18 protein-coding genes are annotated in these 13,774 nt (G+C 53.4%); 9 read left to right on the top strand and 9 right to left on the bottom strand.

Annotation, left to right across the window (positions count from 1 at the left end; all coding sequences use genetic code 11):
• Positions 1-48: 48 nt before the first annotated feature.
• Positions 49-711: a TetR/AcrR family transcriptional regulator gene (locus tag RAL90_RS01745; protein ID WP_306252813.1), complete on the bottom strand. Its 663-nt coding sequence runs from the start codon at positions 709-711 to the stop codon at positions 49-51.
• A gap of 88 nt (positions 712-799) precedes the next feature.
• Between RAL90_RS01745 and RAL90_RS01750 the strand changes: the two genes are divergently transcribed.
• From RAL90_RS01750 to RAL90_RS01760, 3 genes are all read left to right on the top strand, one after another.
• On the top strand, positions 800-1,975 hold the full coding sequence (locus RAL90_RS01750) for a phytanoyl-CoA dioxygenase family protein (protein ID WP_306252814.1): 1,176 nt from the start codon (positions 800-802) through the stop codon (positions 1,973-1,975).
• A 136-nt stretch (positions 1,976-2,111) separates the two neighbouring features.
• Positions 2,112-3,116: an NADP-dependent oxidoreductase gene (locus tag RAL90_RS01755; RefSeq protein WP_306252815.1), complete on the top strand. Its 1,005-nt coding sequence runs from the start codon at positions 2,112-2,114 to the stop codon at positions 3,114-3,116.
• Between the two features lie 193 nt (positions 3,117-3,309).
• Positions 3,310-3,960: a hypothetical protein gene (locus RAL90_RS01760; RefSeq protein ID WP_306252816.1), complete on the top strand. Its 651-nt coding sequence runs from the start codon at positions 3,310-3,312 to the stop codon at positions 3,958-3,960.
• Between the two features lie 288 nt (positions 3,961-4,248).
• On the opposite strand, the gene RAL90_RS01765 is transcribed toward RAL90_RS01760, so the two are convergent.
• Positions 4,249-4,584, bottom strand: coding sequence for an integrase core domain-containing protein (locus RAL90_RS01765; RefSeq protein ID WP_306252817.1), 336 nt, complete (start codon positions 4,582-4,584; stop codon positions 4,249-4,251).
• 150 nt (positions 4,585-4,734) lie between these two features.
• Between RAL90_RS01765 and RAL90_RS16240 the strand changes: the two genes are divergently transcribed.
• Both RAL90_RS16240 and RAL90_RS01770 read left to right on the top strand, forming a co-directional pair.
• On the top strand, positions 4,735-4,944 hold the full coding sequence (locus tag RAL90_RS16240) for an Arm DNA-binding domain-containing protein (protein ID WP_372340395.1): 210 nt from the start codon (positions 4,735-4,737) through the stop codon (positions 4,942-4,944).
• Positions 4,945-4,962: 18 nt separating this feature from the next.
• The gene (locus RAL90_RS01770; RefSeq protein ID WP_306252818.1) at positions 4,963-6,735 is read left to right on the top strand and encodes a hypothetical protein; all 1,773 of its coding nucleotides are present in this window, start codon (positions 4,963-4,965) and stop codon (positions 6,733-6,735) included.
• Here RAL90_RS01770 and RAL90_RS01775 read toward each other — a convergent pair.
• Both RAL90_RS01775 and rpsU read right to left on the bottom strand, forming a co-directional pair.
• Complete coding sequence (locus tag RAL90_RS01775) at positions 6,732-7,082, bottom strand: hypothetical protein (protein ID WP_306252819.1); 351 nt, start codon at positions 7,080-7,082, stop codon at positions 6,732-6,734. The genes RAL90_RS01770 and RAL90_RS01775 overlap by 4 nt on opposite strands.
• A 170-nt stretch (positions 7,083-7,252) precedes the next feature.
• Complete coding sequence (gene rpsU / locus RAL90_RS01780) at positions 7,253-7,468, bottom strand: 30S ribosomal protein S21 (RefSeq protein ID WP_372340492.1); 216 nt, start codon at positions 7,466-7,468, stop codon at positions 7,253-7,255.
• Positions 7,469-7,687: 219 nt separating this feature from the next.
• Between rpsU and RAL90_RS01785 the strand changes: the two genes are divergently transcribed.
• The gene (locus tag RAL90_RS01785) at positions 7,688-8,416 is read left to right on the top strand and encodes a COQ9 family protein (RefSeq protein ID WP_306252820.1); all 729 of its coding nucleotides are present in this window, start codon (positions 7,688-7,690) and stop codon (positions 8,414-8,416) included.
• Between the two features lie 12 nt (positions 8,417-8,428).
• On the opposite strand, the gene RAL90_RS01790 is transcribed toward RAL90_RS01785, so the two are convergent.
• Together RAL90_RS01790 and purE are read right to left on the bottom strand one after the other, a co-directional pair.
• Positions 8,429-9,511 (bottom strand): 5-(carboxyamino)imidazole ribonucleotide synthase, encoded by a 1,083-nt coding sequence (locus RAL90_RS01790; protein WP_306252821.1) that lies wholly within the window; start codon positions 9,509-9,511, stop codon positions 8,429-8,431.
• 4 nt (positions 9,512-9,515) lie between these two features.
• Positions 9,516-10,007 (bottom strand): 5-(carboxyamino)imidazole ribonucleotide mutase, encoded by a 492-nt coding sequence (gene purE, locus RAL90_RS01795; protein WP_306252822.1) that lies wholly within the window; start codon positions 10,005-10,007, stop codon positions 9,516-9,518.
• Between the two features lie 200 nt (positions 10,008-10,207).
• Between purE and RAL90_RS01800 the strand changes: the two genes are divergently transcribed.
• A complete protein-coding gene (locus RAL90_RS01800; protein ID WP_306252823.1) occupies positions 10,208-10,873 on the top strand; it encodes a GGDEF domain-containing protein in 666 nt (221 codons plus the stop codon).
• 60 nt (positions 10,874-10,933) lie between these two features.
• Here the strand turns inward: RAL90_RS01800 and RAL90_RS01805 are convergent, their stop codons facing one another.
• Genes RAL90_RS01805 through RAL90_RS01815 form a run of 3 tightly spaced genes read right to left on the bottom strand, consistent with a single transcriptional unit; the run spans position 10,934 to position 12,406 of the window.
• Complete coding sequence (locus RAL90_RS01805; protein WP_306252824.1) at positions 10,934-11,245, bottom strand: YdcH family protein; 312 nt, start codon at positions 11,243-11,245, stop codon at positions 10,934-10,936.
• Entirely contained in the window at positions 11,238-11,822 is a 585-nt protein-coding gene (locus tag RAL90_RS01810; RefSeq protein ID WP_306252825.1) for a TIGR02444 family protein, read from the bottom strand. The genes RAL90_RS01805 and RAL90_RS01810 overlap by 8 nt, the downstream gene beginning before the upstream one ends.
• Positions 11,819-12,406: a UbiX family flavin prenyltransferase gene (locus RAL90_RS01815; RefSeq protein WP_306252826.1), complete on the bottom strand. Its 588-nt coding sequence runs from the start codon at positions 12,404-12,406 to the stop codon at positions 11,819-11,821. The genes RAL90_RS01810 and RAL90_RS01815 overlap by 4 nt, the downstream gene beginning before the upstream one ends.
• Positions 12,407-12,634: 228 nt before the next feature.
• On the opposite strand from RAL90_RS01815, the gene RAL90_RS01820 reads away from it, so the two are divergent.
• The gene (locus RAL90_RS01820; RefSeq protein ID WP_306252827.1) at positions 12,635-12,811 is read left to right on the top strand and encodes a YdcH family protein; all 177 of its coding nucleotides are present in this window, start codon (positions 12,635-12,637) and stop codon (positions 12,809-12,811) included.
• 124 nt (positions 12,812-12,935) lie between these two features.
• Complete coding sequence (locus RAL90_RS01825) at positions 12,936-13,748, top strand: SDR family NAD(P)-dependent oxidoreductase (protein WP_306252828.1); 813 nt, start codon at positions 12,936-12,938, stop codon at positions 13,746-13,748.
• Positions 13,749-13,774: the final 26 nt, after the last annotated feature.

Below are 13,774 nucleotides of genomic sequence, written 5' to 3' on the forward strand. Positions count from 1 at the left end.
ATTGTAGTTTGTGTGCGCATAGCCGCTGGTAGCCGTTGATAGATAAAATCATGCTAGTGATTGAATGCGTTGCACGAGCCTTTGACGGAACGCTGTAGAGGCATCTGCCGCAAGGCATAGAAATACACCAGTTAGCGCTTGCTCTCGAAACGTCCTAAGATCGAGATATCTATTTACCCAATCCTGGCGTGCGAGCCGATAACACCCATAGATTTGCCGGCCAAGCTGTTCGGAGGAGATATTTCCTCGAAGCAGCTTTGCCTGGCGGGCCTTCTTGCAGGCACTTATCGGATAGCGAACAGAACGCGCAAAGATACCTGATGCGGATTTTTGTTCGAATAAGCCGCTCCTATCGCCGGCAACGAAAGCGGCGCGATAGTAATCCTCGTTAGTTGCGAAAAGCGTCACCAATTCATCGATCTGTGCTTCAAATGTTTCCTCTGCTTCTCCAATTTCGATTCGCGCTTGGGCCATCAAAAGTTGTTCCACTAGATCTTCGATGATCAGCGAGAGTATCTCCGGTTTTCCACCTATCAGATTGTAGATCGTTGGTACGGTGATGCCCGCGCGGCTCGCAAGATCCCTCAATTTCAAGGACTCGAACCCCTCTTGCGCAATGATGATTCGAGCGTGGTGTAGGACAGCGGCGCGCCGCTTCGCCATATTTATGGTGCGCGTTGATCCAACTGTGGTTTGGCTGTGCTGTTCCATTTTTCGATCGTAAGTGAAATTGCGGATTGACTCAATATTTACACGCTGTTAAATTTTTTACAATGTAAAAATTATTTGGAGGAAGCCGATGTCTCGTCCTGACTATACGAAATCGATCGATGCTTGCGCAGCCCATTATGGCGACGAGGCCGAGGCGGCAAAAAACTACATGTTAGAGGGCGAGGCCCGAGCTTACGCTCTCAATAATCGCGGCCCGATCCGGTTTAATGAAGACGGGTCGTTGCATCACGCCATCGTCACAGCTTATTCAAAGTACGGATTTTATGTCTTTGAAAACGTTATTGGTGAAAGAGAAATGGCTGATATCCTTGAAGATATTGAGGAGCTACGCTCGCGTTTTCCAATTCATCCTGGCGCCGAAGTCGATGCACATGGCCGCCCAGCATTGGGGGCCGGAAATAAAGCGCCCGGCCTGACATGGAGCAAACCGTTGAGCGACCCCTTAGGCGGAACCGAGATTGCAAATGGCCGTCACCAGGTCAAGCTGAAGGATTTGAAGGCTTCCGAAGGTGCACCCGACGCCGCACCATTTATTCTGCTTGGTTCGTTGCAGTTTTCTGAAGCGGCGTTGCGAATCTATGGGCACCCGGAACTTCTGAAAGTCGCAGCGGCGATCAATGGCGAAGATTTTGCGCCCTTCAACGAGGTACTGTTTATCAAAGACGCCGGCCTTGGTGCAGCAGTGTCATGGCATCAAGATGGTGACACACACTGGGAAAGTCCAAATTTCGATGAAGGCATCCATGGCTTCAATTTTATGGCACAAGTCTATGGAAGCACCCCTGTGAATGGCGTTTGGGTGGTCCCGGGCACTCATAAGCTAGGGAAACTGAATATCAAAGAGATGGTGGAAGAATCAGGCAGCGCACGCCTTAAAGGTGCTGTACCGATTGTATGTGAACCAGGGGATGTCGTGATCTGCAATCGTCAGCTTGTCCACGGCTCATTTGCGAATGCCGGGTTTGAACCTCGACTGACAATCAACTTTGGTTTTCATCGGCGTTCGTCGGTCTTAAATGTCAAAGGGGCTGGCATTCACAGCCCAGTAACAGTGTATACAAATGATGTGATCAAAGAGCGTTCGAAAGTCATCGGATACGCGATTGACGCACGCCAAAAGAAATACCCTGATGAAAAACCTTACCAATACAAGCCGTTCCATGACGCGCTTGAGAACTATGTTTGGGACGCAGCGGCAAAAGCCTCTTTGCGGGACTACAATCTTCTGGATCTGAGTATCTAGAATTCGTTCACCGTAATGGTGTATAGAAATCTTGCGATCTTCAGAAAAAATCAGAACAATAAAATCTACTTAAACGAATCGTATGCAGATGATTGATCTGCCGATCAACAGCGGCGAGACATAAAAGGAAATTAACATGAAAGCGGCGATTTGCACAGGTTATGGAAAAATAGAAGATGTGGTGGAGGTGCGTGACATTAAAAAACCTGTGGTTTTACAAAATGATGTCCTGATTAAGGTCCATGCAGCTTCTGTCAATCCGATTGATATTAAAGAGGCAAAAGGCGACCTCAAAAACGTCCGAAAACGAGCCTTCCCGTACACGATGGGGCTTGATGTGTCTGGCGTGGTGGTCGAAGCCGGTAGCGGAACCTCGAAGTTTAAAGTTGGGGATGAAGTCTACTCCCGCGTCGATAGTGACCGTTGCGGCACTTTTGCGGAATATAGCGCCGTCGACGAAAAATTTGTAGCAAGAAAGCCGCAAAATATTTCGCACACGGAAGCCGCCGCGGTGCCTCTTGCTGGCCTCACCGCATGGCAATGCATGTTCGACGCCGCAGGGATGAAATCAGGACAAAAGATCCTCATCCACGCCGGGTCGGGAGGGGTTGGCACAATTGCCATTCAAATTGCAAAGAGCTTCGGTGCCCATGTTGCCACGACAACGAGCACCAGTAACGTCGACCTGGTAACCCAATTGGGTGCTGATATCGTCGTAGACTACAAGAAACAACGTTTTGACGAAGTTCTCCGGGACTATGATGTGGTTTTGGAAACACTCGGCGGTGAAAATCAGGTCAGATCTTTTTCAGTTCTGAAAAATGGGGGATACTTGGTGTCGATTGTGGGAATTCCCTCGGCTGAATGGGCGAAATCCCAAAATCTCCCGTTCTACATGCCACTCCTCTTTGGGTTTCTGAACCGCAAAAACAATCAGCTCGCGCGCCAGAAAAAAGCGGGATTTGACATGGTTCTCATGCAACCAAATGCCGAACAATTAGGCAAGATTACGGACTTGATTGAGCGAGATGAACTTCGCCCCGTGATCGATCGGGAATTCTCTCTCGATGAAGTGCAAGAGGCGCTGTCCTACCTGCAGACAGGTCGCGCAAAGGGGAAAATTGTGATCAACGCGGCGTAATCAGCGCGAATCGTTGCCTTCAGCTTGGCATGCCAGACGGCATAGGTTGCTAAAGATCAGCATCTTGCTGCACTCCGCCCCCTTCAGGCCTCATGTTGTCAGCGTAAACATTAAAATCTATGGGCCCTCCTTTGTCAGCCTTTAGTCTGGGTCTCCCGGCGCATTTTGCGCCTCAAAAAAAGGAGCCCTCCATATGACCGAAGCAACAGCCGCATCAGCCCCAGTCAGCCATGGCCGGGACCTTCTGCTCACGCCCCAGTCCCGCATCACCAACCTGCAGACAGCCCTCGACAGCCTGACCCTGCAGATCGCCGATCAACGCAGCCTGTTCAATCCACAGGAAAAGCGCGTGCGCCTGTTGCAGGATCAGGTCCGCCTTGTGGCCAGCCAGATCCGCTCTTACGAGAAACTCGAAGCCCTGAAAAAAGACATGGGGTTGAAAGTCACCATTGCCGAGGCGATGGCCGTGTATAACCAGCGGACCTGTACACCCGTCTCAACAGATACCCCAGACGCAGCAGACGTAACTGACACGGCAGCGGCAAAAGACAAAGACGCCAGCGACACAGCCCAAGCCCGCACCGCACCAGCCACAAAAAAATCTGAGCTGACCACCACCCCCGACAATGACATAATAGAGACAGCCATCCCCGTTACAGGGGCAAAACCGCCGCAATCCGCCTCACCACAACCAGCCGCCGCCGCCGCACAAGAAGACGCCTTGCGCGGCCTCACGCCGAAAAAAAATCTCAGTCGGGCCGAACGCCGCCGTCAGGCAAAAGCCGCGCGTAAAATGCCAGCCGCAACAGCCGACCTGTTAAACGAGATCACCGCCATGGCCTGACCCGAGGATGACCCCAGGCGGGCATACGCAATCAGCAGGGCCGGGAGTTGGCCCTAAACTGCCGTAGCAAACAACGAATGAGAATGACCAGTGTCCACCATATTTCTGCCGTTCGAACACACTTGTCAGCGGGCGGAGCTGCCTTGACATTCAATCGGCACGTCAGTATGTGCGCGGCATTATGACTTTGATGCTTTATTATTATAGTTAGATCGAACGTCGCTGCGCTTTCTTCGTAAGCGCAAATGAAGCCGCTTTGGCTTTTTTCAACCTTGTAAAGCCCCATGCCTATGGGCCATTTTCTGATAGAGTCTGTGGCACTGGTGGACGCATGTTGAGGGCCTGATGTGGCCGGATATGATTGTATTGCCTGAGCCATCTGGCGATGACTGTTCTCGCTTGATCGATGGTATGGAACCACTCTGCATTCAGAACTTCGTGGCGTAGCGTGCCATTGAACCGCTCGTTGTATCCATTCTCCCAAGGAGAGCCTGGATAGATGCGGATGGGTTTGATACCGACCTTGATAAGCCAGTCCTGAAAGCCTTGTGAGGCGAACTCCGGCCCATAGCACCTACGGAATGGCGTTATGAACTCCGGTTTTCCGTGTTTCAGCAGGGTCACCGGTTTCTCATAGTGTTTTTTATTGTAATATCGTTGAAAAATAGGGTGCGATAGCTTCATAGAGTACCTATCAATGTACCAAAATTCCGATAAAATGGTAGGAAAATGGTAGGAATATGGTAGGAATATGGTAGAGAAAAGGAGCTCGGAGTGCCGCAGAAACTAACCAAAAAGGTTGTGGATTCTGCGCAACCTGGCACCCGAACGTGGGATTCTGAGGTCAAAGGGCTTGGAATCGAGGTATCAGCGAAGAGCACAAAGACTTACTTTCTCAAGTATCGGTTCAAGGGAGCGCAGCGTTGGATCACCATAGGAAGGCGTGGTTTCTGTAATATCCTAAGAGACGAGTACCATTTTTAGCAGGGGTGGGAGGCGTTTATGGCAATATTCGCAAATTATTCAGTTCAAAATTTTGCTGGGATTGCGTCAGACACCATCGACGAAATATTGAATCTCATGGATTTCGGTTTTGAGCTTTGGGGTGAACTTCTCGCTGGCAGTGCTTTTCCAAACATTGACGTGCAAATATTGGAAGCAACACCAGCCGTCACTGCTGACGCAGGCCCTTCTGACGTTCTCTTCATTGGTAATCCAAACGGTAAGAACACATTTGAAGGAACGTTTGCCTACGAATTGCGACACAACTCTAACCCTAATGGCAACAACATTGACGCCACAATTAGATTTGATGTTGATTATTTGCTTAATGAACTTTGGTTCGATTCGACCCCATCTACTGCCAATGATATTCCTGTAGACAAGATAGATGCGCTGTCCGTAATTGTGCATGAAATTGGACATATGCTGGGTTTCACTGGCTATTATCTCGAGGGCAGCAATAGCTTCATAGATGACGCCAGATCACCTTACGATCAACGACTCTTGTTCATAAACAACGATGTATTGTTTACTGGCCCCAATACTCTGGAGTCATTTGGGAATCCAGTACCTCTTACAGACAATAATTATGCTCACTACGGAAATGTTATTGAACACCCTTCCAGCGGCAATCCCCTCGCAGGGTTGATGAACGGAGTAGCTTTTTTTCGAGGCACCAGATACGAAATAGCCGATTTAGATCTTTCATTTTTAGCAGATTTGGGGCTTGGAACAGATCGAGACGATATTTTTGATCAGACTTGGTTAGACGTGATCCGAGGTGGAGAAGGAGTTGATAAATTCATAGGGGATTATTCTGATAGCAGATCAAATTTGACCATTGATGCACAAGGTTCAGTATTTCTCTTACCTAATCTACAGCTTCACGAAATTGAAGCCTTAGAACTGACACTTGGATCAGGTAATGATCTCGTTATAGGATCAGCGGGTGTGGACATTATTATTGGTAATGATGGAGATGATATTCTTGACGGCGGTAGTGCTGGTCAGGATCTAATTTTTGGAGGGGAAGGACAAGATACTTTAACAGGTGGCAGCGGAGGAGATCTACTGAACGGTGGCGCAGACAATGACTCCCTAGATGGGAATGGCGGAAAAGACCGGCTTTTCGGTGAAGGCGGTAGCGACTCGATAAATGGTGGAGGCGATCGAGACGAGATATTTGGGGGTGACGGTGCGGACTATCTAATTGGAGGTGACAGCGCTGATCGCATTTTCGGTGGCGCTGGCGATGACACAATTTCAGGTCGTCGTGGCTCAGATTTCATTGATGCTGGCTCTGGTGATGACTTCGTTTCAGGACGTGGGCTGACAGATACGATCTTTGGTGGAGACGGAAACGACGAGCTGCGGGGCAACGGTGGCCGAGACACCATACATGGAGATGCCGGTAATGACCTCATTGTTGGGGGTCAGGGAGACGACACGCTATTCGGGGGAGTGGATGATGACGTGCTGGATGGTCGTGCCGGAAATGACATCCTCTCTGGTGGATCAGGAAGTGATACGCTCACCGGTAAGGTCGGATCCGATACCTTTGTCTTTGAAGCTGGTCACGAGCAGGTCGAGGTAACTGACTTCAAGGACGACGTGGACACGCTGGACCTTTCTTCGTACGGGTTCTCAAACGTCTCTGAGGCGACAGCATTGATGAGTGAGGTTGATGGGGACGTCCTGTTTGTCTCGGGCGGTGATACACTGACCCTTCGGAACATCACCATCGTAGCCCTGCAGGACGACATCGCGATTTAAGCGAGCTGTTTTCTGACACCGATGGCCTTGCCCCGTTGCCAGACCTTTTCAACTTGCCCGGAGTAGATTGAGGCTTCGACCTTGAAGTGTGAGGGCAGGTTGGTCCGATTTTTTAGGATCAGTTTGGCACCGGTCTCGGAGTGATCAGCGACCCGAGCGAGTATGAACCCATCTATGTAGATGACCCTAGCGTCCTCATTGACGACCTCTCGGACAGTGCGCCGAAACTGGTCAGATGACGAGAAGGTTGAGATCGTGGCGCAATCGAAGGTGCCAGGCGCCAAGCTCAACTCAATCTGTCGCAGCAGGTTCAATATGTCTTCGTCTGTAAATCTTTTCCTTGCCATCCCAGTACCTCCAAAGCTCGTAGAATATCACGATTTAGGTAGCTCAGTTATAGGGGGCTAAGACAATGTTACCACGGTCTTAAGGCCGGCAAAGACTGAACGCAAAAAAGCCGCATCGGGTGATGCGGCTTTGAAAAAAAAATATGAGGCCATGGGCCCGGCAGACCAGCCTAGATCAGGCCTTCGCGCTGCATCCGCTTGCGCTCCAGTTTGCGGGCACGACGCACGGCCTCGGCTTTCTGACGCGCTTTGCGCTCTGATGGCTTTTCGTAATACTTCCGGCGTTTCATTTCCCGGAATGTACCTTCGCGTTGCATTTTCTTCTTCAGGGCGCGCAATGCCTGTTCGACATTGTTCTCGCGGACGACGATGTTAACGATGGCCAGGGCCTCCTTGTAAGACCTGCCCCAATCCGCATGGGCACAGGCAGTTCAAAAAAAACCGGTCAGACCGGCAGTGTCGGATACCAGCCGAAAACTGGCAAAAAAAAAGCGTTCCCTTGAAGTCAGACCTCAATGGAACTGGCGCCATAGCAAACAGACATTGGAATGTCCACTCTCAAGATATATGTAAGGCACAGGAAATGATCCAAAAGGAGGTCACTGATGGCCGCTCAAAAAAAAGCTGAGACGCCGGGCAGCAACGATGCCGGTGTTGCCGACGATCTGGAAGACCTGCGCCACGCCATTCTGGAAGAAATCCGCATGGAAGCCGTGTTTGACGGCTGGACGCCGCAGAGCCTAAAGCGGGCAAGCTTTGCCGCTGGCATGTCCCAGGAAGAATGGTCACGGGGCGACCTCTATCGCGCCTTTCCGGACGGCATCGCCGATGTGCTGACCTTCTGGAGCGAACAGACAGACCTGCAGATGGCAGAAGACTATGAAAATGCTGATCCCGCGCCCCAGCGCATTCGCGACAAGGTGACCTGGCTGGTTCGCCGCCGTCTTGAATTGCTGGATGAGCATCGCGAGGCCGCCCGCCGGGCCGCTGCAACACTGGCCCTGCCGCCTTATGCCAATGTGGCCCGGCGCCTGACATGGGCCACGTCAGATGCAATCTGGCGTGCCTTGGGCGATACGTCTACGGATTATAATTACTATACCAAGCGCACCATTCTCAGCGGGGTCTGGCTATCCACATTCTCCAAATGGCTCGCCGAAGAAGAGCTGGAAGGGGACAACGCCTATGCAGCGACCTGGGCTTTCCTCGATGACCGCATCGGCAATGTGATGCAGTTCGAGAAGGTCAAATCAAAGGTCCTGAAAGCAGTGCCCGATTCCTCAAAACTGTTCGGCTTTCTCGGCAAAGCGAGGTATGGCGGCGGCAGCAAGTGAGACTGTATCGACTCAGCGCCGGGCAGATAAATAGGTCACGTGGCCCATCTTGCGGCCGGGGCGCATCTCTTTCTTGCCATAGAGGGTGAGCTTCGCCTTGTCCTGCGCGGCATGGGCCGACCAGTCGGCGGCATCCTCGCCAATCAGGTTCTCCATTCTGGCATCTGAATGGCGCGCTGTACTGCCAAAAGGCCAGCCACATATGGCGCGGATATGCGCTTCGAACTGCCCCATATAGCAGGCATCAGCGGTCCAGTGACCTGAATTATGTACCCGTGGTGCCATTTCGTTGACCCGCAACAGGCCTGATTTCTCAACGAAGAATTCCACCGCCAGCACGCCAATATAGTCAAGTTCCTGCGCGATCTGCGTCGCGATTTCTTTCGCTCTGTCCTGCACCTCAGCGGTGATACTGCCGGGTACGGAAGAAACCCGCAATATACCGTCCTTGTGTACATTTTCCGGCGGATCATAGGTAACATGACCAAGTGTGCTGCGCGCCAGGATGATTGAAATCTCCCGCTCGAAGGGCACAAACCCTTCCATGATGCCCGGTGCACCCTGCAAGGACTGCCAGGCCGTCGTAGCCTCGCTTTCTTCGTGAATAACCTGCTGGCCCTTGCCGTCATAGCCAAGGCGCCGTGTCTTCATGATGGCGGGAATGCCCGTCACATTCAGGGCGAAACTGGCCGCTTCGGCATTGGCGACCGGCATGAACGGCGCGGTTTCAATACCAAGGTCCTTGCAGAAGCGTTTCTCTGTCAGTCTGTCCTGGGCCACTTCCAGGGCGCGCTTGCCCGGCCGCAACAGGCCGCCTGCCTCAAGCACCATATCGGCGCAGGCAACCGGCACATTCTCGAATTCATAGGTGACCACATCCACGGCGGCGACAAACTGCTCTATGGCAGCCGCATCCGTATAATCCGCGTGGGTCCAGTCAGTGGCGACTTCGCCTGCCGGGCATTTTTCGTCAGGGCACAGGATATGCGTCCGGAAGCCAAGGCTGGTTGCTGCTTGTGACAGCATCCGGCCAAGCTGTCCGCCCCCGAGAATACCAATCGTGCTGCCCGGGGGCAGGGGCGCGCTCTTGCTCATTTTGTCAGTCTCCGGAAGGTGTCTCGGCAACGCTTTGCGTCTGTGCATCGCGCCAGGCGTCAAGGCGCGTTGCCAGCGCGGGATCAAAAGCTGCCAGAACGGCTGCGGCCAGCAGTCCGGCATTGGCCGCGCCGGCATCGCCCACGGCCAGTGTGCCCACGGGCACGCCTTTTGGCATCTGTGCAATCGACAAGAGGCTGTCGAGCCCATCCAGGGTCTTGCTGTGCACCGGCACCCCGAAAACCGGCAGCGGCGTCATGGCTGCGGTCATGCCCGGCAAGTGGGCCGCCCCGCCAGCCCCGGCAATGATGACTTTCAGGCCGCGCTCTTTGGCGCTTTGGGCATATTCATAAAGACGTTTGGGGGTGCGATGGGCGGAGACAATCTTTGCTTCATGGGCGATCTCCAGCGCTTCCAAAACCTCGGCGGCCTTGCGCATTGTCGGCCAGTCGGACTGGCTGCCCATGATAATCCCGACAAGAGGAGCGTCTGCCATGCATCACCTTTCCGGTGGTTCAGGAAAACAACGCTTATAGCAAATTCAAAATTGCAGGCAATCAGCTTACAGGTCATTGTCTGATCGCGCAGTCTCGCGGTGAAAACCGTTCCCAATAATTTCAAATGCGAGGCAACGGCTTTGCTTTTTTTAAGGAATTTTCCACTACTGTTAAGAGGCAGTTTCTATAAGGGCGTAAGATGCAGAACAAACTCAGCAAGCAGGAGCAGCTCCGGCAATCCCAGGCGGAAGCACAGGCACTGATCGACCTGCCGGAAGAAAAGGTTACCGGGGAAGTTCGACAGCGGATCAACTTTCTTGAAAGTGAAGTCACGCGCCTGAGAGCAGAACTGGGGGAGGCGCGCAAGCGCGTCTCTGAACTGGTGGAGCTGGCTGATCGTGATCCCCTGATCGAGATCATGAACCGCCGCGCCTTCGTGCGCGAGCTGAGCCGGGTAATGGCCGCCGTGGAGCGGTATAATTTCAAATCCAATCTGGTCTATCTTGACCTGAACGGCCTCAAGGCCATCAATGACAATCATGGTCACGCAGCTGGTGATGCCGTGCTCAAGCGCATTGGCGAAACCCTGGCCGCGCAGATACGCCAGACCGATGCCGTCGGTCGTCTCGGCGGGGATGAGTTTGGCCTTTTGCTCACCCATACGTCGACGGAAATGGCCGAAGTGAAAATGAGCCAGCTGGCCAGCATCATTTCGGCCAAGCCGATGATCTGGAACAACTGTGCCTTGCAGGTCTCCATCTCCTACGGCGTGTTCCCGATTCTTCAGGGAAATTGCATCGAGGAAACGCTGATCGAGGCAGACCGGGCCATGTATGCCCAGAAGCAGGCCAAACGCCAAGCCTGACCCAGCCGGACAGGATAAGGCGTACCGGGATCAGGTGGAACAGGATCAGATTGAAAGGGATCAGGCGATGATGTCGGGCGTGACATCGCCTTTCAGTTTGGAGATGCGGTCTTTCAGCGCGAGCTTGCGCTTCTTCATGCGCTGCAGGGTCAGCCGGTCATAAGGCATGCGCTCTTCCATCGTCGCAATCGCCTGATCGAGATCACGGTGTTCCTGTTCAAGGTCCTGCACACGAATCATGACGCCTTCATCATTGACGGCGGCTTCGTGATTATCCTCCGACTGAGAGAGCGTGTTCTCTTCGGGCTGCGAACTGACGACGGTCAGTTTGGGCTTCTTATGATCGTCTCCGCCAGAGTTTACGTCAGACATCTGTGTTCCGGTTTTCCGTGTTGATAAGTTGCTGCGCCTCCGCGAACAGATCACTGGCGCGCTCCATCCGGCCTTCTACGCTTAATTGCCCGGCGGGTTCAAGTTTAAGGCAGAGCTGGCGATACAATCTGAAATAGCGTTGGGCTGCCGCCGGATCTGCGCCGTCTGAGGCCGCGCCCTCAGCCGCGTCGCGTGTCGCAGCAGCAAGAAATTCCTGTTCCAGCCGCTCTGTCTCCAGTTCCAGATTTTTGACTTCCCGGCGCACCCCCTTGCAGGCCTTCCTGGTCAGGACGTCCTTCATGTCTTTCATGTCCCGGCGCAGTTTGCGCAATGGCACAGTGACACGGCAGTGCCAGCTTTGCGTACTGCGCAACAGTTCCGTTGTCTGATCTTCACTCAGGCCGGGATACCAGTGCCCCGCCCAGAAACACCAGAGGATCAAATTCACATCGAGGTCGAATTCATCCTGCAGGTTCAAAAGCACTTCCGGCAGGCCGGAAACATCATAGGTTTTCAGGGACCAGTCCCAGAACTCAGGCGGGCTCTGCGTTGGCGCTGTGGCCGTGTCTTGTGTCATCTTTGTCCCTTGGTCAGGTCTTCACCCCAGCGTTTTGTCGCTGCTGCTTCAATGCCATAAAGATCCAGCACCCGGCAAACCGACTGGGTCACGATCTCGTCCACGCTTTGCGGTTCGGCATAAAACGCGGGCAGGGGCGGGGCAATAACCGCCCCCATTTCGGCAAGGCTTGTCATGGTCCGCAAATGGCCAAGGTGAAAAGGCGTCTCCCGCACCATCAGGGTCAGCAGGCGCTTTTCTTTCAGCATCACATCCGCTGCCCGGGTAATCAGACCGGCGGTAACCCCGGTGGCAATCTCGGACATGGTGCGCACAGAGCAGGGCGCGATTATCATGCCCATGGTTCTGAAGGAGCCGGACGCGATTGCCGCGCCAATATCTCCCGGGGCATAAACCGCATCCGCCAGGTCCTTGATGTCGGCGGCCTTCTGCTCAAGCTCGTAGCTGACCGTCATTTCTGCCGGTTTCGACATTACCAGATGGGTTTCGATATCGGTTCCGCGCAGAACTTCCAGCAGGCGCTTGCCGTAAACCACCCCGGAGGCACCGGTTATGCCCACAACAAGTCTGGCCGAATCTGCCATATATCACTGTCCCTTCGCCTGACGATTTATTCCAGCAGGATCATATACATAGATAGTTATCCCCATTTTAACACCTTCTTGCGTGACAAACGCTCTTTTTGGGTGTGTAATCCAAGGTCTGGATACGTTAGCGACATATTCATTTCGCTTGAGACTGGCCTTGATACGCAAACCGGGCCAGCCTCCCATCCAGTTTTTTTTCAAACCCCAACTGAAAGGAGAGCAATCATGTCGATTGAAGCACGTGTGCAGTCACTGAGTGAGAGACATCGTGAACTGGATAATGCGTTGAATGAGGAGGTCAGTTATCCGGCGTTTGATGAAGACAGGGTGCAGGAACTCAAGCGCCGCAAGCTGGCGATCAAGGATGAGCTTGAACAGTTGAAAACAAAGCTGCCGAATTGACAAAAGGCACACAAACCAGCGATCAGGCGCCCCGGCAACGGGGCGCTTTTGCGTCGCACCGGGGGCCGGGCCGGTTGCCGTATTATCTCACCGGACTACGCGATCAGGAGCATTAGGGAACACCATGGGCAGCAGATCAGTTATCGTGACAGGCGCCGGTTCCGGCATTGGCCGGGCCGTGGCAGAGCGCTTTGCCAGCAGTGGCGACAGGCTCGTTCTAGTGGACAAGGATGAACAGAGCGGTCGCCAGGTGACCGAGATGATCGCCAAGCAGGGACGGGATGTGAGCTTCCTGCATATGGATGTCTCGAAGAAGCTCGACGTGCACAATGTGATTGCCGAGGCGCTTGACCTTTATGACCGCATTGATGTGCTGGCGCATTGTGACGGATATTTCTTCTCGGCGCCGTTGCTGGAGATTTCCGAAGAAGATTTCGAAAAAACAATCCGTGCCAACCTGTTCAGCGTTTTCCTGCTCAATCAGGCGGTCGCCAAACAGATCATCAAGCAGTCAGGCGCGCTGGAAGATGGCGGCGTGGATCAGGCGCGCACCGGGGCCATTGTCAATATCACCACAACGGAAGCGGTTACGGCCAGCGCCGACCATGCGCTGTTTGCGGCGGTACAGGGCGGAATCACACAACTGACCAAGGCTGTTGCCATGACGCTTTCACCTTACGGCGCACGTGCCAATGCGGTGGGTGTCGCCTCCATCCGCAAGGAACTGGAAGATACGGAAACGGACCTGTCGGGGCGCACACCGGACTCCGCCAAAATCACGCCCCTGTCGCGCAAGGGCGAACCCGAGGAAGCCGCGAATGCCATTCACTTCCTGGCCTCGCCGGAAGCGTCTTTCATTACCGGGCAGACACTGTTTGTTGATGGTGGCCGCCTTGCCATGCACGGGCAAGGCATGCCGAAAAAGAAAGAAGACTAGGCGACGGCTCCCCGCCGCCCAAAGGC

It is taken from the genome of Parvularcula sp. IMCC14364 (assembly GCF_030758415.1).
Taxonomy (GTDB): domain Bacteria; phylum Pseudomonadota; class Alphaproteobacteria; order Caulobacterales; family Parvularculaceae; genus Aquisalinus.